The 19,859-nt window shown below is 32.2% G+C and carries 15 protein-coding genes and 2 pseudogenes; 6 read left to right on the forward strand and 11 right to left on the reverse strand.

Annotation, left to right across the window (positions count from 1 at the left end):
- Positions 1-132: 132 nt before the first annotated feature.
- Entirely contained in the window at positions 133-594 is a 462-nt protein-coding gene (locus tag BJG89_RS09590) for a DUF420 domain-containing protein (RefSeq protein WP_096810380.1), read from the reverse strand.
- Between the two features lie 24 nt (positions 595-618).
- Positions 619-1,530 (reverse strand): heme o synthase, encoded by a 912-nt coding sequence (gene cyoE / locus BJG89_RS09595; RefSeq protein ID WP_096810381.1) that lies wholly within the window; start codon positions 1,528-1,530, stop codon positions 619-621.
- 286 nt (positions 1,531-1,816) lie between these two features.
- Here cyoE and BJG89_RS09600 point away from each other — a divergent pair, with 286 nt between their 5' ends.
- Positions 1,817-2,725, forward strand: a complete 909-nt coding sequence (locus BJG89_RS09600) for a COX15/CtaA family protein (RefSeq protein ID WP_096810382.1) — start codon at positions 1,817-1,819, stop codon at positions 2,723-2,725.
- A 252-nt stretch (positions 2,726-2,977) separates the two neighbouring features.
- Here the strand turns inward: BJG89_RS09600 and BJG89_RS15050 are convergent.
- From BJG89_RS15050 to BJG89_RS09615, 4 genes and pseudogenes are all read right to left on the reverse strand, one after another.
- Positions 2,978-3,190 (reverse strand): annotated as a pseudogene (locus BJG89_RS15050) (IS5/IS1182 family transposase); the annotation flags it as partial.
- A gap of 557 nt (positions 3,191-3,747) precedes the next feature.
- The gene (locus BJG89_RS09605; RefSeq protein ID WP_096810383.1) at positions 3,748-7,203 is read right to left on the reverse strand and encodes a pyruvate carboxylase; all 3,456 of its coding nucleotides are present in this window, start codon (positions 7,201-7,203) and stop codon (positions 3,748-3,750) included.
- Between the two features lie 367 nt (positions 7,204-7,570).
- A complete protein-coding gene (ftsW, locus tag BJG89_RS09610) occupies positions 7,571-8,806 on the reverse strand; it encodes a cell division peptidoglycan polymerase FtsW (protein ID WP_096810384.1) in 1,236 nt (411 codons plus the stop codon).
- Between the two features lie 348 nt (positions 8,807-9,154).
- Entirely contained in the window at positions 9,155-9,430 is a 276-nt protein-coding gene (locus BJG89_RS09615; protein ID WP_096810385.1) for an Fpa/YlaN family protein, read from the reverse strand.
- A 343-nt stretch (positions 9,431-9,773) separates the two neighbouring features.
- On the opposite strand from BJG89_RS09615, the gene BJG89_RS09620 reads away from it, so the two are divergent.
- Both BJG89_RS09620 and BJG89_RS09625 read left to right on the forward strand, forming a co-directional pair.
- Positions 9,774-10,256 (forward strand): hypothetical protein, encoded by a 483-nt coding sequence (locus tag BJG89_RS09620; protein ID WP_096810386.1) that lies wholly within the window; start codon positions 9,774-9,776, stop codon positions 10,254-10,256.
- Between the two features lies 1 nt (position 10,257).
- Entirely contained in the window at positions 10,258-10,431 is a 174-nt protein-coding gene (locus BJG89_RS09625) for a DUF2197 domain-containing protein (protein ID WP_096810387.1), read from the forward strand.
- An 867-nt stretch (positions 10,432-11,298) separates the two neighbouring features.
- Here the strand turns inward: BJG89_RS09625 and typA are convergent.
- Positions 11,299-13,146: a translational GTPase TypA gene (typA, locus tag BJG89_RS09630; RefSeq protein WP_096810388.1), complete on the reverse strand. Its 1,848-nt coding sequence runs from the start codon at positions 13,144-13,146 to the stop codon at positions 11,299-11,301.
- Between the two features lie 100 nt (positions 13,147-13,246).
- Here typA and BJG89_RS09635 point away from each other — a divergent pair, with 100 nt between their 5' ends.
- Positions 13,247-13,438: a DUF5325 family protein gene (locus tag BJG89_RS09635; protein ID WP_096810389.1), complete on the forward strand. Its 192-nt coding sequence runs from the start codon at positions 13,247-13,249 to the stop codon at positions 13,436-13,438.
- Positions 13,439-13,639: 201 nt separating this feature from the next.
- On the opposite strand, the gene BJG89_RS09640 is transcribed toward BJG89_RS09635, so the two are convergent.
- The gene (locus tag BJG89_RS09640) at positions 13,640-14,461 is read right to left on the reverse strand and encodes an inositol monophosphatase family protein (RefSeq protein ID WP_096810390.1); all 822 of its coding nucleotides are present in this window, start codon (positions 14,459-14,461) and stop codon (positions 13,640-13,642) included.
- A gap of 251 nt (positions 14,462-14,712) precedes the next feature.
- Between BJG89_RS09640 and BJG89_RS09645 the strand changes: the two genes are divergently transcribed.
- Positions 14,713-15,324: a YktB family protein gene (locus BJG89_RS09645; protein ID WP_096810391.1), complete on the forward strand. Its 612-nt coding sequence runs from the start codon at positions 14,713-14,715 to the stop codon at positions 15,322-15,324.
- A 100-nt stretch (positions 15,325-15,424) separates the two neighbouring features.
- On the opposite strand, the gene BJG89_RS09650 is transcribed toward BJG89_RS09645, so the two are convergent.
- Positions 15,425-15,937: a DUF4064 domain-containing protein gene (locus BJG89_RS09650; RefSeq protein ID WP_096810392.1), complete on the reverse strand. Its 513-nt coding sequence runs from the start codon at positions 15,935-15,937 to the stop codon at positions 15,425-15,427.
- A gap of 218 nt (positions 15,938-16,155) precedes the next feature.
- On the opposite strand from BJG89_RS09650, the gene BJG89_RS09655 reads away from it, so the two are divergent.
- Positions 16,156-17,499: an Nramp family divalent metal transporter gene (locus BJG89_RS09655; RefSeq protein ID WP_096810393.1), complete on the forward strand. Its 1,344-nt coding sequence runs from the start codon at positions 16,156-16,158 to the stop codon at positions 17,497-17,499.
- A gap of 43 nt (positions 17,500-17,542) precedes the next feature.
- On the opposite strand, the gene auxB is transcribed toward BJG89_RS09655, so the two are convergent.
- The gene (auxB, locus tag BJG89_RS09660) at positions 17,543-18,718 is read right to left on the reverse strand and encodes a lipoteichoic acid stability factor AuxB (RefSeq protein WP_096810394.1); all 1,176 of its coding nucleotides are present in this window, start codon (positions 18,716-18,718) and stop codon (positions 17,543-17,545) included.
- Between the two features lie 74 nt (positions 18,719-18,792).
- A pseudogene (locus tag BJG89_RS09665) lies at positions 18,793-19,859 on the reverse strand (ABC transporter substrate-binding protein).

The following is a 19,859-nucleotide window of genomic DNA, read 5'->3' on the forward strand; positions in this document are numbered from 1 at the left end:
ATTTATCAGAGTAGGATAACAAAATTATTCTAGAAAAGTATGATTTCTATCCTGTCCCCTCTTATTATGAGTATGGATGACTAAGTCCAAACTCTTTTATTCCCGAATAACTAACGCTTAATATAGTATGCTTTATAACCCAAAAGTTGCTTTAAGTAACGACGTTGTTTCTCCGCCTGGATATAAAACGTAAAGTAGCATATATACCGCTACACCAGTGATTGCGGTGAAAAACCAAATAATTGATGCAATTGGTCCTACAAATCTATGAATTTTAAATTTCTCTTTGAAAGCAGTTATAATTTGTACAAGACCCAAGATACCACCAATTGTGGCCAAATTAATATGGAAGATTAAAAAGATTGTATAATAAATCTTAATAGAATCTGGACCACCAAAAGCAGTATTCCCAATAAATATTGTTCTTGAAGCATAGATAATAAAGAACGCAAGGGCAAAAAAAGCTGCCGTTAACATCACTTTTTTATGGCTTTCGATTTTTCTCTTCCAAATTTTACGCCATCCTATTGCAACAAGGATCGCACTAATAACTATAAAACTTGTGCTGATTGTAGGTAAGATTGGTAAATTCATACATTCCATCCTTATTTTTATTTATTAGAACATTTTTATTAACGAGACAACAACAACGAGTACAAAAAATACTACTAAATAATTTAAAGAGTAGATAAACATTTTTGTAGCCCATTTTGTTTGGTCTGAATCTTTTTTAAAGCTTGTTAAACCTAAATATAGCCAACCAAGATTCAATAGTGAGGCCAATATAATAAATGTTGTACCAAGATTACTTAATAATAATGGTAATGGCAATAAAAATACGAGCCAAATAAACATACTGACTCTTGTCCGTTTAAACCCTTTAACAGAAGGAAGCATTGGAATATGAGCCATACTATATTCATCTTTACGCTTAATCGCTAAAGCATAGAAATGTATCGGTTGCCAACAGAAAATAACTAAAAATAATGCAACTGCGACCATGCTAATATTACCTTCTATTGCTGTCCAACCAATTAATGGCGGAACGGCACCAGGGAAACTCCCGATTACTGTGTTCCAAACCGTATGGCGCTTAGACCAAATGGAATAAAATGATACATATCCAACAATACCTAGTAATCCAATTACGCCTGATGGCACATTTAAAGCAAATAAAAATGCTTCCCCTACGAGCATCATTCCAAAACTAAGTAATAATAAATTTCTATTTGAAATTCTTTCGTTCACCGTTGGTCTTTGTTGTTTGCTTGGCATGATACTGTCAATATCTTGATCATAGTAATTATTTAAAGCGCAAGCGCCCCCCATAATTAACGTCGAGCCTACCAACATCATTAAAATCTGTGGTATTGACGAGAGGAAGGAATGATTTGCCAACACAATTGCAAGCCATGAACCAGCAAAAGCTGGTATTAAATTACCTTGAACTAGCCCCATTTTAATAATTTGTTGTAACTCTTTAAAAGTTACACGGCTAGAATTATGCGACAAAGTTTGTTCTTTGTTCATAATTTCCCTCCTAATTTTTCCATATAATACAATGATATATCAATTTATGGTCATTGACTACATTTATATAAAGTTATTTGTGACACTTTATCGACATTCACAAATAGTCATTTTTGTGACACAATTAGAAGTGCATTTCTTGTTATAATGATAATTAAGTTTTATTTAAAAAGAAAGAAATCAATTTCAAGAGATTATGAATAATAGTGAAATATTGTGCTTAACTTTCACTTCAACTCTATTCCATCTCTTATTTGAGTTTTATTTATATGTGGGGGGTTAATTCTTGTTTAACAAAAAAAACCTTAAATGGTTATCTGTGTTAGCAGCCATAATTATGGCATTTGTACAACTCGGAGGAGCTTTAGTAACCAAAACTGGTTCAGCAGATGGTTGTGGTTCAGACTGGCCATTATGTCATGGCGCTTTCTTACCACAAAATTTACCTATACAAACGATAATTGAACTAAGCCATCGCGCTGTATCTGGATTATCTTTAATTATTGTTTTATGGCTAGTAATCGTAGCTTGGAAACACCTCGGTTACATCAAGGAAGTTAAACCTTTATGTATCATCAGTGTTGGTTTCTTACTCATACAAGCACTTGTTGGTGCAGCTGCGGTAATGTGGCAACAAAATGCTTATGTTCTTGCATTACATTTTGGTATTTCATTAATTTCGTTCTCTTCAGTATTTGTCTTAACTTTAATCATCTTTGAAGTAGACCATAAATATGAAGCTGATGAATTATTTATTCGTAAGCCTCTAAGAATTTATACATGGATAATGGCTGTCATTGTTTATCTAACAATTTATACTGGTGCCTTAGTTAGACATAAAGAAGCAAGTTTAGCTTATGGACAATGGCCTCTACCGTTTAATGATTTAATACCTCATAATGTGCAAGATTGGGTAAACTTTACGCACCGAGGCATGGCTTTAATTGCGTTTATATGGATATTAATTACATTTATTCATGCAATTAATAATTATAAAGAGAATCGTACCATTCGATTCGGTTATACTGCTGCCTTTATTTTAATTATTTTACAAGTAATTACAGGAGCTTTATCTATTATTACTGAAGTCAATTTATTGGTTGCTTTACTACATGCTTTATTTATCACACTATTGTTTGGCTTGATTGCATACTTTATTGTATTGATGTTACGAACAATTCGAAGTGCTAAATAAATGAAACGAATAACCTTAAATAAGTGTTGAAGACATAGGTAACTCCAACTAGAAACAAACGTCAATTTCTATTGAAATCATATAGAAATTGACGTTTTCTTTGTTTTTGTGTAATTTTGCATCTCGTTGAGCTCTTATTTTTCTCATATCCAGCGCTACTAAGATAAAACTAAATTTTCGTTTAACCTTATTCGTTTTTAATCCAGTTTTCATAAATTAAATTTTTCATGAACAATTGCCGTATGCATATCATTTAAAATTTCTCTTAAATTCATATTTATCTTCTCGATTTACATAACTTTTAAAGTCGACTCTTTTGTGTTTTAGATAAATAAATTTATCGTATTTCAAATTCTGTGTATTGAAAAGATTACTTTTATATTTTTTAACCTTACCTTTAAGAAACAAAAAATAATATGTAATGAAAGACATGCTATTAAAATGATCTATGATTGACGCCATATATCATGATTAGTGATTGATACTTGAGTTCAATTAGTAGCGAAAGTTGAGTCATGTTATCATCTCAGATATAATACGCCCCGTTAATTTAGTTTAGTGAGGTTTATTGAATTATATGAAAGTGTCTTATTTTTAGTAAAAACTTATGATAATGATATTAGTCTAAAACATAGTATTGATTGTGACACGCTGTAGGAATAGCATGCGTATTGAGCATTTAGTCTCAATATTCATTGATTTATTCAACATACAAACGCCACTACTGTATAATCTATATAATATGCTATTTTTTAAAAATAACAGTAGTTTCGCCTGATTTTTGTGAGAAAGTACTAAGCAAAGACTATAAGATAATACATTACCCGCGAAAAAGTGCGCATAAAAAACTGTCAACAAAGTCAAAGGCTTTGTTGACAGTATGAAGCGTTCCAATTAAGTCACTCATTAACTATAAATCAGTATTTTCTAATTATAAAAATAAATGATGTCTATGCAAGGAATGCAACGAGTATATGCTTGATTTTAGTCATACTCACATTTTTTATTTGATTAATTCTTATTTAATCTACTGGTTCTTTTTCAATTTCTATTAATAAATCTCCAGTTTCGATCGCTTCTCCATTTTGAACGGTTACTTTCTTAACCACACCATCAAATGGCGCTTGTATCGTTGTTTCCATTTTCATTGCTTCTGTGATTAATAAGGCTTGTCCACTTGTTACAGACTCCCCTTCTGAAATTTTAACTTCTGTTACTGATCCAGGCATTTGTGCGCCAATATGATTTGGATTTAATTTGTCAGCTTTAGGTTTAACACTTGCGTTTGCTTTTACATTTTCATCCTGTATGAAAATACGTCTCGCTTGACCATTCATATCGTAAAATATTGTACGAACCCCTTTTTCATCAGGTTCAGTAATTGTTTTAAGCGTAATAATCAATCGTTTACCAGTGTCTATCTCAATTTCTACGGTTTCATTTGCTCTCATACCGAAGAAGAATGTTGGTGTATCTAAAAGTGACACATTACCATATTGTTCTTGTGTCGTAATAAATTGTTCATAAACTTTTGGATATAATACATAACTAATAACGTCTTGTTCAGTGACTTCTTTTTGTTGTTTTTCTTCTAATTCTTTCCTTATTGCTTCAAAGTCGACTGGTTCTAAATACTCACCTGGTCTGTCAGTTAATGGCTGCTGTCCTTTCAAAATCACTTTTTGTAGTTCTTTATTAAATCCGTTTACTGGCTGACCAATTTCACCTTTAAAGAACGAAACAACCGACTCAGGAAAATCTAATTTATAACCATCTTTTATTACAGTTTGTTCATCTAAATCGTTTTGGACCATATACAACGCCATATCTCCAACTACTTTTGATGATGGTGTAACCTTAACGATATCCCCAAATAAGAAATTGACACGTTTATACATGTCTTTAACTTCATTAAATCGATTACCTAACCCTAAACTTTTGGCTTGTTGACGTAAATTAGAATATTGTCCGCCCGGCATTTCATGTTGATAAATCTCTGTATTTGGTGACTTAATATCACTTTCAAAATCACTATAATATTGACGTACTGTACTCCAATAATGAGATAACTCTTCCATGCCATCAATATCTGCACGCATACTTCTTCCAAATCCATTTAGTGCATAATATAACGAGTTGCCACTTGGTTGACTTGTTAGACCGCTCATTGATGCAATTGCTGTATCTATAACATCTACACCGGCATCTATAGCTTCTTTATAAGTTAAAAGACCGTTACCACTTGTATCATGTGTGTGTAAGTGAATTGGTAAATTAACTGCTGCTTTTAATTCACCGATTAATTCGTATGCTGCTTTAGGTTTTAATAAACCAGCCATATCTTTAATAGCAAGTATGTGGAAACCTTCAGATTCTAGCGTTTTCGCCATATTAACGTAGTAGTCTAATGTATATATATTAGAACGATTTGGATCCAAGAAATCACCCGTATAACAAATCGTTCCCTCTGAAATTTTTCCTGCTTCTTGGACTGCTTCGTTAGCAACTTTCATCTGGTCTACCCAGTTTAATGAATCAAAAATTCGGAATACATCTATACCTGCTTCAGCACTTTCTTTCACGAACTTTTTAATTACGTTATCTGGATAGTTTTTATACCCTACTGCATTAGAAGCCCGTAACAACATTTGGAATAAAACATTTGGAATAGACTTTCTTAATCTTTCTAATCTTTCCCATGGGTTTTCTTTCAAGAAATTATAAGCGACATCAAACGTGGCGCCGCCCCACATTTCTAATGAAAAACTATCTTTCATTACTTCCGATGTTTTAGAAGCAATATTCATCATATCTTTTGTTCTAACACGTGTTGCCAGTAAGGATTGATGTGCATCTCTAAATGTCGTATCTGTAATCAATACGTCTTCTTGTTCTTTCAACCATTGAGCAACTGCTGTAGGTCCCTTACTATCCAATAATTGTTTTGTACCTTCAAACTTATCCACTACTTTTTTAGGCACTTGTGGAATAGGTGATGTTTCATATACCGGTTTCGGTCGTTTTTCAACGTTTGGAAATCCATTAATCGATACATTACCGATATATTCTAATGTCTTTGTCCCTCTATCTAAAGTCGGTTCAATATCAAATAATTCTGGTGTACTTTCAATAAATTTGGTTGTATAATCGCCAGTTTTAAACTGTGCATTTCGCATAACGTTAATTAAAAATGGGACATTGGTTTTTACACCACGAATTCTCATTTCTTGCAATGAACGATCCATTTTTTCGTTTGCTTGTTTAAATGTCATACCGTGTGTAGATAATTTTACTAGTAAAGAATCATAATATGGCGTGATTTCGGCACCTTGGAATCCATCACCAGCATCCAGCCTCACACCAAAACCACCACTTGAACGATACGCAATAATTCTACCTGTGTCTGGCATGAAATCGTTAGTTGGATCTTCCGTGGTGATACGACATTGGATAGCATAGCCTAGTGTTTTAATATCTTTTTGTTGGGGCATACCAATTTCTGCATCAAATAACTTTTCACCGTCAGCTACAAGAATTTGAGTTTTAACTACATCTACGCCTGTTACCATTTCAGTAATCGTATGCTCAACTTGAACACGTGGGTTTACTTCAATGAAATAGAAATCTTCTCCAGAAACTAGAAATTCAACAGTACCAGCGTTAACATAGTTGATGTTTTCCATTAATTGAATCGCAGCATCACAAATACGCTCTCTTAAATCATCAGGTAAAGCGACAGAAGGTGCAACTTCAACAACCTTTTGATGACGTCTTTGTACAGAACAATCACGCTCGTATAAATGGACTATATTTCCGTGCTCATCACCAATCACTTGTACTTCAATGTGTTTTGGATTATCTATATATTTTTCAATATAAACTTCGCTATTACCAAATGATTTCTCTGCTTCGGATTTTGCACGGTGAAATGCATCTTCTAATTCATCTTCCGAACGGACAATACGCATGCCTTTACCGCCACCACCACTCGTTGCTTTGATCATCAACGGGTAACCAGCTTCATTGGCAAAAGCGACTGCATCCTCTTGGTTGTCAATCGGTCCATCTGTCCCTGGGATAACACTTAAATTAGCATTAATTGCCGTTGTTCTCGCTTTAACTTTATCTCCAAACATATCTAAATGTTCTACATGTGGACCAATAAATTTAATGCCTTCTTCCTGACACCGTTTAGCAAATGTTTCATTTTCACTTAAGAACCCATAACCAGGATGGATCGCGTCCACACCTGCGCGTTTAGCAACATCTAAAATACGTTCAATATCTAAGTATGATTCTGCTGGTCCTAAGTCATTTCCTACCAAGTAAGATTCATCTGCTTTATATCTATGTAAAGAGCCTTTGTCTTCGTTGGAATAAATTGCTACCGTTTTAATATTTAACTCAGTTGCTGCTCTAAAAATCCTTATTGCAATTTCCCCACGATTGGCTACTAGTAGTTTGTTTATTTGTTTCAAATCATGGTCCCCCTTAAATTTTGAATTTTCTAAAAAGTTTAATATAGATTTTATTATAGCAAAATACGAACTATGTATACAGTAAAACATTTTTGACACTTTTTTGTTTAGTAATAAAATTAATAATGTAATTTTCATTAATATACCATTAGTTTTAATATAATTATTCACCAAAAGCATAGTAGCTATCGGATTTAAAACACATTATATCATACCAATTACATAACATAAAGTTATCACTGACAATAACTAAACATTATCATTCATACTATATTCGCTAAGTTTTTCAAAATTAAAATGAGCAAATTGAAAAAAAGCAAACGTTTTCAACCATTTAAGGTTGAAATGTTTGCCTTTATAGCCATCTTTAATATCTACTTGAGATATCAAATTTTTTAGTCTGTTTGCGTTGTTGTTTTCTTTTATACGCGTCCACTTTAATTTGTTTAGCAGTGATTAATAATAATCCCATCGCGATACTCAAACTTATCATGGAAGATCCACCAAAACTAATAAAAGGTAATGGGACCCCTGTTAACGGGATTGTACCTGAAATACCACCTAAATTAACAAAAGTTTGACTTCCTATATAACTTGCGACCCCTACACAAACAAGTTTATAAAAATATGAACTTGTTTTACTTGCGAGTTCAAACGCTCTATAAACAATAAAGAATAACAAGCAGATTACGATAAGCCCGCCAACAAGTCCCAGTTCTTCACAAATTATTGAAAATATAAAATCTGTGTGTGGTTCAGGTAGGTAACCTAATTTCATAATACTATTACCTAAACCACGACCTAACAAGCCTCCATTACCAATTGCTATTAATGAATTAGAAATGTGATACCCTGTGCCTGATTCATTGCTAAATGGGTCTGTCAGTGTACTAAACCGAGCTGTTAAATAATTTGGGACGAGGCCAATGAGTAAAAATAAACCACCAATTAAGACCACACCTGTCGCTATGATTAATCCGTATTTTAATGATTTATGAACCCCAATACCCGCGTAAAATAAAATTGAAAAGAAAATAATTAGTATTAAAAGTGTTTGACCAACGTCGCGTTGTAAAAATACAAGTGCAATACAAATAGCAGCTAAAACAATCGGAGACAGCATCACTTTTGGCTCTTTAAATACCCTTGGTCTTTTCTTTTCTATCATATACGGTATATATATAATTATTGCGATTTTTAATAATTCTGAAGCCTGTAAGTTCATAAAGCCTAAATTAAGCCAACTTTTTGAACCATTAATATTACTTCCTACTAATAACGTGGCTAGTAGTAATAAAATAATGCCTAGCATCATCCATTTCTGAAACCTAATTGTTTCTAACAATTTAACATTCATCACGAAGGCCATAAAAAACACGAGAATGATACTCATGATTACGTACATCAACTGCCTAGTATAAAAATAAGTCCCTGATACTGAAACGCCACCAGTTAAAGATCCTTTTGTAGCTGCCACCATACTTGCACTATATACCATGACTAAGCCAATGAGACATAACAATAAATATGTAATTACTAATGGATAATCAATATATTTAGCATTTTTACCAATATATCGAAAAAATTTTTTTATGTTATTCATTTGACATATCATCCAATTCTATTTTTTATTCTTTACAAGCTAATAAAAATTTCTTTCAATACTTCAACTATTACAAATGGGTGTTATTTATAAATTTAATTGTACTTGAACATTATATCAAATAACACAAGCATATTTCGAACAAATGTAACGCAATATTTCATATTTTGAAATCATCATTTTAGCTCATTTAATATCAAACAAAAAAGCGGCTACGATACAATCAATAAAATATTGATATCTTAGCCACTCCAAATCATTTATGTAGTTTTATTTCACTACTTTATTTTTTATAAGGTTTTATTTACTAAAAATAAATTAAGTCTTTACTAAATATATTTATTCCAATTAAACGTTAGTGAATGCTTCATGCAATTTAGATAATTCTTTCTCTAAACGAAGCATTAAATCTTTGCCCGCTTCTCTGTCAACTAACCCAAGTTCTACAGCAAAATCTACTTCTTTTTGCAAACCAAACATTTGAGTATCCAGAACTTCTTCATATAATGGGCACTGAGGTAATGTTAGATTATCCATTTGCACTTTAATCAATTGAAGAATCCTATCCGCATCTTTATTTAATTGGTCATATGCCGCACTATTTAATTTTTGACTCTTTACCATGACATATTCCCCCTATCAATAGTAACTTTATATGTAAAAGTTTATCTTACTGATAAATAAAAAGCAAGAGAATTCAGTAATATACTAATCATAGTTATTTGTGATAAAATTATAACCAGCGATATATTTAAACCAGTTATATATTTAATTTAAAAACGAAGTACATAAAACATTGTGACATAAGCCTTTAATACAATTTTTCAACTTTTAATTTTTGATTTGTAAAAATTAAACTTAGCTGTTCATTGATTTTAAATTCACAAAAATGTCATTTTTAGGCATGTACATACTTTTTGTAGTATCGTTTATTTAAAAATATTTAAAATGCATTAGGAGTGGGATTATGATTCAAATTAAGGGTGAAGTTAAATTTCCGATCACTTTAGATAGTACGACTTGGATTTTTGACGATAGAAAAGTTCAATTAGAAGATTTAGAAAGCGGCGTATTTGATGGCACAAAACCAATCAATTTCAATGATAATCGTGAATGGAACCGCGCTATTCTCGAAGGACAAACAAATCCACCAACGCTAAATTCAGAAATAAAATACAGAAAAAGAGCTGTTTTAGAAAATTCATTTGTAATTAATATGACACCATTTTTTAAAAACGCGGGACCGTATGATAACGCAACAGCAATTCGTTTATTTAATGATAAAGATTCAATTGAAGTACCGATGGAATTATTACCGTATCTTTTTTTCCAATTTGCGCGTGATGGCAAAAGACTTTACGACGATAACTTTGTAGATAGTTTTGTTTATATTCCAGAACAAGGTTATTCATATGAGTTTAAGTATGTTACTCATATTGAGGTGATTTAAGTTGATTAAAGTTCAATGTATTATTTGTGATACCGAGGTATTTATTGATCGAAATACATTAGAAGCTAAAAGGTTAAGAAATGATCCAATGCATACATTTATGTGCGATGAATGTAAAAGTCGACTAGATACACCGAAACAAAGAAATCAAGAAACGACTTTCGATCATCGTTAAACTATACCGACGCTATGTGTTGCTTAATTTTATTATTGCCTTTTTAAAAGTAGATTAATGAAGCTGGGATATAAATCCCACAATGCAGCCCCAAAAAATGCTTGACTTAGGGATCTTTTTGGGGCTCATTTTATATTTTTATTTCGTATCGTTTTGCTCGCTTGTCTCAGAGATGTCCTAGACCTATAATCTCAACACACATGCTATCCCTATCGGCGTGTTGTTACCAATACTATGATTCAAATTATATATAATTGTCATAGATTTTTTATTGATGGTATTAAAGTAGTAGCTAACGTTAATAGATATACAATCGGAAAATTATAATTTAAAATATTTCAATTCTCAAATCAATCAAAATCTTTCAGAATTAGAAGTTAAAAATGCTTCAGTCAACGAACTAAGGATATAGAACCAGCTTTTAGAGTTAGTAGTGCTATTTGGCGTTTCACTCGAATACCAGTTCGAGAAATAAATAAGGTCCAATGAGAATACCATTTTATCTTAATAGTGCTAAATAAAAACATAGTAGTCCAACGAGCTACAAAAATTCACAACAACAAAGAAAACGTCAATTTCTATATAATTTCAGTAGAAACTGGCGTTTTACGCTTTATCCGAGATGTTTATGCTCCAGAATTGTAATACTCAAAATCAGCACGATTTAAATACAAAAAATGTCCCTTCATTTTAAAATGAAGGGACATTTTTTGTACACATATACTATATCACAAACTCTAATTAATTCTATATTATAAGAAACTTTTGAGTCGAACTGTCTCAAATATAAAAACAGGATTAGAACAAAACACTAAAATCTTTTAAGAATTATAGGTTTCTGTTCCGCTTCTGTCTTCAATATAATTATTAGTCTTCTTCTTGCATTAATTGTTTGATGCGTTTAGCTTCTTTCTCACGAGCTGATTTTTCTAATATTGTTTTTCTAATACGGATCGTTTGAGGAGTAACCTCTACTAATTCATCATCATTAATAAATTGTAACGCTTCTTCTAAAGTTAATTTTCTTGGTCGTTTCATTGTTACTGTTTGGTCTTTTGTAGCTGAACGTACGTTAGTTTGATGTTTTTCTTTTGTGATATTAACTGTTAAATCATTCTCACGGTTATGCTCACCAACAATCATACCTTCGTATACTTCAGTTCCTGGTTCCATAAAGTTTGTACCGCGATCTTCTAAGCCCATAATTGCGTATGCACTAGCTTGACCTTTATCCATAGAAACAAGCGCACCATTTCTTCTGCCGCCAATACGTCCTTTAACACGAGGTTTGAACTCTTCAAATGTATGGTTAATAATACCATAGCCATGTGTTTGTGACATAAATTCAGTTGTATAACCAATTAAGCCACGAGCTGGAACCATGAAAATAATACGCGTTAAACCATTGTCAGTCGTAACCATATCTAGCATTTCACCTTTACGTTGACCTAATGATTCGATAACTGCACCAGTGTATTCTTGTGGTACTTCGCATTGTACACGCTCAAATGGTTCACATTGGACGCCATCAATCTCTCTCAAGATAACTTGAGGTTTAGAAACTTGTAATTCATAACCTTCACGTCTCATATTTTCAATTAAAATTGATAAGTGTAATTCACCACGTCCTGCGACAATCCATCTATCTGGTGATTCAGTTTGTGTTACTTTTAATGACACGTCTGTTTCTAATTGTTCATCTAAACGTTCTTGGATTTGACGAGATGTTACAAAATCACCTTCACGCCCAGCAAATGGTGAATTATTAACTTTAAATGTCATTTCTAATGTTGGCTCATCAATTCTAAGTACTGGTAATGCTTCTTGATGATCAGAAGGCGTCACTGTTTCGCCTACGTTAATATCTTCCATGCCTGAAACAGCTATTAAATCTCCAGCATGTGCTTCTTCAATTTCTTCGCGTTTCAATCCGAAATAACCAAAGATTTTAGATACTCTGAAATTCTTCACAGAGCCGTCTAATTTTAATAAAGATACACTATCACCAACACGCATCGTTCCTCTGAACACACGTCCTACACCGATACGTCCAACATAATCATTATAATCCAACAATGCAATTTGGAATTGTAATGGTTCATCTCTGTTATCAATAGGTGCAGGTACATAGTCAATAATTGTTTCATAAAGTGATTGCATATTCTCATCTTGTTTTTCAGAATCTAAACTTGCTGTACCGTTAACAGCTGACGCATAAACAACGGGGAAATCTAATTGTTCATCATTAGCTTCTAATTCGATAAATAAATCTAATACTTCATCTACTACACCTTCTGGTCTAGCTTCTGGTTTATCAATTTTATTTACCACAACTACAGGTTTTAAATTTTGTTCAAGTGCTTTCTTCAATACGAAACGTGTTTGTGGCATTGTACCTTCATAAGCATCTACTACTAAGATTACGCCGTCAACCATTTTCATGATACGTTCCACTTCTCCACCGAAGTCAGCGTGTCCTGGTGTATCTAAAATGTTGATTCTGTTATCTTTATAATTAATTGCTGTATTTTTAGCAAGAATTGTGATGCCTCGTTCTCTTTCTATGTCGTTAGAATCCATTGCTCTTTCATCAACATGCTCGTTCTCACGGAAAATTCCTGATTGTTTTAATAATTCATCTACTAATGTTGTTTTACCATGGTCAACGTGAGCGATGATGGCTATATTGCGAACATCTTCTCTTAAATTAGTCATTTTATACTATTTCCTTTCTCGAGTAAATTCCCACTTTTCTTTGCAACTTTTTTATTATATCATATAATTGATTAAAGAAAACTATAAAGGTGTGGTCGGGATGCAACAAAAAAAATCTAAATCAATATTTTGGGTACTCGCTATAATTGCTATCGTATTTTTACTATTATTTAGCTTTAGTATCGCTGCTACAAATGTTCCAATGATGATTTTAACATTTATACTGTTCATTGCAACATTTGGTTGCGGTTTCACATTAAAAAAGAAATATCGTGAAAATAATTGGCTATAGTTGCCCAAACAAATAACGTGTTTTATAGGGAGTGGGATAGAAATTATACTTTTACGGAATGATTTCGTGGCACTATCCCGGCAAGCATGACTAGAAAAAAGTGTGCAAGCGCTAAAGTTCTTGTATCAGCACTACTAGCTATTGTTGTTCATATGATATTCGAGGCTGAAACATCAATGATGTTATCAGCCTTTTTTATTTTCATTTGTTATTTTTTAAGCGTTGTTGCAAGGCCTCTATTATTTCATTATTTTTTTGAAAATGAAATTCTAACAGTTCTGCATGTAATTGTGGATTTGCCATTACTATTGAGCTCGGTTCATAAATAGACAGTGCGTTCCCCATTAAATCAGTTCCTATACCACCAACCTCTTGCAATATAATTAACCCTCCAGCGAAATCCCAAGGTTGTAACCTGGGGGTAATATAACCACCTAACTTGCCTGTAGCGACACAAATAATTTCTAAAGCTGCAGAACCATATGCTCTCACACTTCTTGACTCCTCTACAATTGGTTTGAACATTTTTTCTAATCTTGGTTTTGTAAGCCAATTTGGGTTAAGTCCTATTACACTAGTGTTTAAAGGACTGGATTCAATACACGGTAATAAATTACCATTTTCATAAGCGCCTTCGCCTACTTTCGCGTGATATAGCACATCGTTCATCACGTCAAATACAAAACCTGCATATGGCTTCCCGTCATTAAATACACCGATAGAAATCGCAAAATTTTCCTTTTGATGCACAAAATTCAACGTCCCATCAATCGGATCAATGACCCATACAACGCCTGATTCATCTTTAAGATTATGGCCATGCCCTTCTTCACCAATTACTAGATGCTCTGGATAGGTTTGCATAACATTGTCAAAAATATATTTTTCTGTAGCTTTATCAACATTTGTTACGAGATCATTAGGATTAGACTTAGTTTCAATTTCTATATCTTGTTTCATGATTTTTTTTACATTAATGCCTGCTTCTAATATAAGGCCTTTTGCAAACTCATAAACAGTCATTGTTTCCATCTCCTTTTTAGCGAATCATTATACCTTAATATGTGGTTAAAAAGATATAGAAGTATATATTAAAATAAATAATTATATGTAATCTTATGCTAGTTCATAATACTATTTTTTTACCCTAATTCATAGGTTTGTACACGTGATACGCATTTTATATAAATATTACAATCCAAGCCAAACGCAATGTTTAACGTGCTACGTTATGCTACAATACAATCGAATAAATAAATAACAGGAGGCTAAATATGACTAAATATACATTTACAACACAAGATTTTAAAGCATTTGCAGTTGACGGCTTAAATGCAAGAATGGAAGCATTAAATGAACATATTCGACCACAGTTGAACGAACTTGGTGAATATTTTTCCCAATATTTAGAGACAGCAACAGGTGAAATATTCTATCCACACGTTGCAAAACATGCGAGAAGAAGCGTTAACCCGCCAAAAGATACTTGGGTTGCTTTTGCTACAAATAATCGTGGTTATAAAATGATCCCCCATTTTCAAATCGGTCTTTTTGAAAATCAACTTTTTGTTATGTATGGTGTGATGCATGAAGCAAAAGATAAAGCACAGCGTGTAAAAGTATTTGAAGAACAATTCGATACACTTAAAAATTTGCCTACTGATTATAGTTTGAGTTTAGACCATATGTCTCAAGAAAAAACATACATAAAAGATATGTCAGATGAGGCTATACAAAGCGCCATTAATCGTGTCAAAAAAGTTAAAAAGGGTGAATTGTTTGTTGCACGCACACTTACACCTGATGCAAGAGAATTAAAAAGCGATAAAGCCTTTTTAAACTTTCTTGAAGAAACTTTTGAACAATTATTAAAATTCTATCAATAAAACTATAATATAAAACCAGGTTGAGACCTTTATTTCTATCTCAACCTGGTTTTATACTGGAGTCATTTAAACGTATATCCTTTTGTTACCAAAGGATATTTTAGTATATATATGGATCATCCTCTTTTTTCTTTTTTAATTCATCTTCCGGGTTCATGTCACTGTTCTGACGCTGTTGAATATCTTTACCATTATTTCTCTGTTGCTCTTGATAACTTGCATGGTTATATTGTTGTTTCTTTTTATCTTTTTTGACTAATAACATAATACCCGCAATCATCCAAAGTATAAGTGCAATAAAGTTACCTGTAAAAATACTAACTAAAGCAGCAGCAACTAAAAGACATCCTGCTAAAATCCTATTGCCTTTAATTGTGAAGACACCTAAGAATCCTAGAATCGTTGCAAATAATAAAAATCCACCTTGCATTATTATTGAAGCTTTAAGCGCATCTGCAGATACTGACATGCCTTGTTGTTGATATATTTGATTTAAAGCTTCTTTAGATTCTGGGAAATTTAATAAAATTAGCCCTAAAATCATAATTACTAAAAATAATAAACTAAGACCATTTGCAATCCAAGCAAAGATTTTTTCAGCTTTCCGATTCATACTTTTCCTCCTAATATTTCATTAATACCATCATAGCAAATTTTTTAAAATTTAAAAATTACAAAGTATCATCCCTTAATTACCAAAATATTAATTTTTGAATATAAAGTTAAAAACAGTAAAATTTGGGACAAAAAACCTTTTATTTTAGGTTGACCTAATAAAAAATTCGGAGTAACCTATAAAATATTAATTGTGAATATAGGAGGTGTCTTTTAATGTCTAAAAATATTAAAATGCACAATAAAAGTTTAGAAGAAATCAACAATACGGTTTCTATCAATACTAATGGCAAATTTAGCCAAAAATTATTATCTTATTTAGGTCCAGGTCTATTAGTGGCTGTTGGGTATATGGATCCAGGAAATTGGATTACTTCAATGCAAGGCGGTGCTCAATTTGGATACATTTTGCTATTCGTAATTTTACTCTCTAGCCTATCAGCCATGTTACTTCAAAGTATGACAGTAAGATTAGGAATAGCAACAGGTATGGACTTAGCACAAGCAACAAAATACTACTTGAATAAACCACTATCTTTTGTATTTTGGATTATTGCTGAGCTAGCAATTATTGCAACCGATATTGCTGAAGTTATTGGTAGTGCGATAGCGTTAGATTTATTATTTGGAATCCCTTTACTCGTTGGTGCACTCATCACTGTACTAGATGTATTTTTATTACTCTTTATTATGCGTTTTGGTTTCAGAAAAATTGAAGCTATTGTCGGTACTTTAATTTTCACTGTATTAGTTATATTTATATTTGAAGTATTTATTGCTTCTCCTCATGTAAGTGAAGCTTTAAACGGTTTTTTACCAAGTAAAACAATCATTACTGATAACGGCGCTTTATTTATTGCGCTTGGTATTATTGGAGCTACAATCATGCCACATAATTTATATCTACATTCTTCAATTGTGCAGTCAAGAATGTATGATAGAAATAATTTGAAATCTAAGGCTCATGCAATTAAATACGCTACAATGGATTCAAACATTCAACTTTCAATAGCATTTGTTATTAATTGTTTATTATTAGTTTTAGGCGCAGCTTTATTTTATGGTGTTAACAGTGATCAATTAGGTGGTTTTTATGATTTGTATCAAGCCTTGCAAAATCAACCTATATTAGGGGCTTCTATGGGCGCAATTATGAGCACGTTATTTGCAGTTGCATTACTTGCTTCTGGTCAAAATTCTACAATTACTGGAACAATGGCAGGACAAATTGTAATGGAAGGGTTTTTACACTTAAAAATTCCAAACTGGTTGCGTCGACTTGTAACACGTCTAATTGCAATTTTACCAATCATATTCTGTATCGTTATTTTCAAGAGTGACGAAGGTAAAATAGAGCAATTGCTTATATTCTCACAAGTATTTTTAAGTTTAGCTTTACCCTTCTCTTTAATACCATTACAGTTAGCTACAAATAATCGCTATCTAATGGGACAGTTTAAAAATAAAATGTGGATTAACACAATTTCTTGGTTATTAATTATTATTTTAAGTATTTTAAATATTTATTTAATAATTGAAACTTTCCAAGAATTAGGATAAAAAAGGCCGAGTGCACAATATAATTTGCACTCGGTCGTTTTTGTTACTTTTCATTTTCTGAATTTGTTTCTTCAGATTGCTCATTTTTATCTGACGACTTATTTTGATCATTTATATCTTTTTCTTCAGATTGTTGAGTTGTGATTTTTTTTCGCTCTTCAAAATTCATTCTTCGTTGATTCACCGCACTCGGTTGTTGCTTACGTCTTTCCTTTTCACGCTGTTTACGTTCTTTCTTTTCTTGTTTGATTCTAGCTTTTTCCTCTGCCTTCTCTTGTTTCAATCTAGCAGCTTCTTCTGCTTGTTCTTGTTTAAGACGTTGTTGTTCTTCATATGCTTCTTGTTTGCGCTGTTGTTCTTTTTCGAATGCTTCTTGTCTATATCTAGCTTCTTCTTCAGATTGTTGGTTAGCAAAATCTTGCGCCTCATTATCGTCTTGAGCATTTTCCTCTATATTATTTGGTTGTTTTTTAGATTTATAATTATATTTCGCTTGTCTTGATAATACTTGAGGTTCTTCATCTGTTGCATTTACATCCGCATTTACTTTATCTGCAACTTCAGAACTGTACCCACCTCTTCTTAATTGATGTTCATCATCTGATGGTCGTTCTACGTCAGAAGTTTCTTGTTGTACATTGTATTGTGGATTTGGTTGAGATTTTGGTTGTGGTTCTGGATCTGGTTGTGGTTCTTGCTCATATCTTTGGTCATTATAACCGCCTTGGAAACCACCAGTATAATACGTTGGTATGGTTTCTACTTTCTCTTTACGTGCAAACATCATGATTGCTACTATTAAAAAGAGAATTGGTATAATTAATGGCACGAACAATAGTACTAAAGGCAATGTTACAATCATAGCTATTAAAAATAAGAAACCAGATAAAATTCTGATATTCATTGAAATTAACGCTAAAAATGATATTAATAAGCAAACAATAAAGTATACAATAACAGCCCATATCCCATTTTGTAACCAAATGACAAATTGAATTGTATTTAATCCATTATTCGTTAATATTTGTTGAATAAAATCATTACCATTTAATGATGTTTCTAAATTTTGAATAGAGCTTTCACTACTAAAAGAGACTAATGCAATAAACATTGTTACTATAGTTAATAAAAGTAGGAATATCCAGCTCAACCAACCCAATACTTTTTCTGCTAGTCGACTCACTGGACGCCTAACTTGAGTATATTGTTCTCCTGACATTTCTATACAACTCCTTATACTACTTATCAAACTATTATATCGAATAAACGATAAAATAACTACTATACTACGTTTTAATTTAACGACATTTTAAAATTTAAAAACCGCTCATTATACTCACTTAATGTATCTTTACCCAAATTTTTATAAATTTCTAAATGGCTTTGTACAGATTTTGAGGGATAAAATCGTTCATCATTTTTTATATAGTTTGGCAATTGATCTCTTGATGATTTATTTGGCGTGGCGTAGGCTACCCATTCTGTATTTTGTTTACTATTTTGTGTATTAAGTATAAAATTAATGAATTGATGTGCGCCTGCTTTGTTTTGTGCAGTTTTAGGGATAACCATGTTATCAAACCATAAATTGGGCCCTTCTTTTGGAACAATATAGTCAAAATCACTATTATTTTGTATGATAGATGCTGCTACACCGCTCCATACCACTGCTATATTTGCCTCGTGCTGTTCAAGCATCATCGAAATTTCATCGCCTACAACACCTCTCACATTAGGGCTTAAAACCTTCAAGTCATTCTCTGCCTTTTTTAAATGTTGGGTTTGTGTATCATTTAAACTGTAACCTAATTTATTTAAACTTAAACCAATAATTTCTCTAGCACCATCAATTAACAATATGTCATTTTTATATTTTGTATGATACAAACTTTTCCATGAACTAAAATCGTCATCGGGGTAAACATCTTTATTATACAAAATGCCGACCGTTCCAAAAAAGTATGGAATTGAATAACGATTACCTTTGTCAAATGGCATATTCATATAATCTTTATCTAAATTTTTTATATTGGGTATTTTCTCATGATTTAACGGTAATAACAAATTTTCATTTTTTGTACTGTATATTCGCTGGGAAAAGCAACATCATAGTGGGTACCACCATTACGAATTTTTGCTTCCATCGCTTCATTAGAATCAAAAGTCTCATATACCACTTTTATCCCTGTTTCTTTTTGAAAATTTTTAATTAATTTAGGATCAATGTACTCTCCCCAGTTATATACATAAATTTTTTCACCTGTACCCGATTGGTTTTTGGCAGTAAATTTTTGGCTTAAAAAAAGACACAATAATCCAATAGCAACGGATAATATGATTAATTGTAAAAACCGTTTCAT

Origin of the sequence: Staphylococcus nepalensis (assembly GCF_002442935.1) — a bacterium.
GTDB lineage: Bacteria > Bacillota > Bacilli > Staphylococcales > Staphylococcaceae > Staphylococcus > Staphylococcus nepalensis.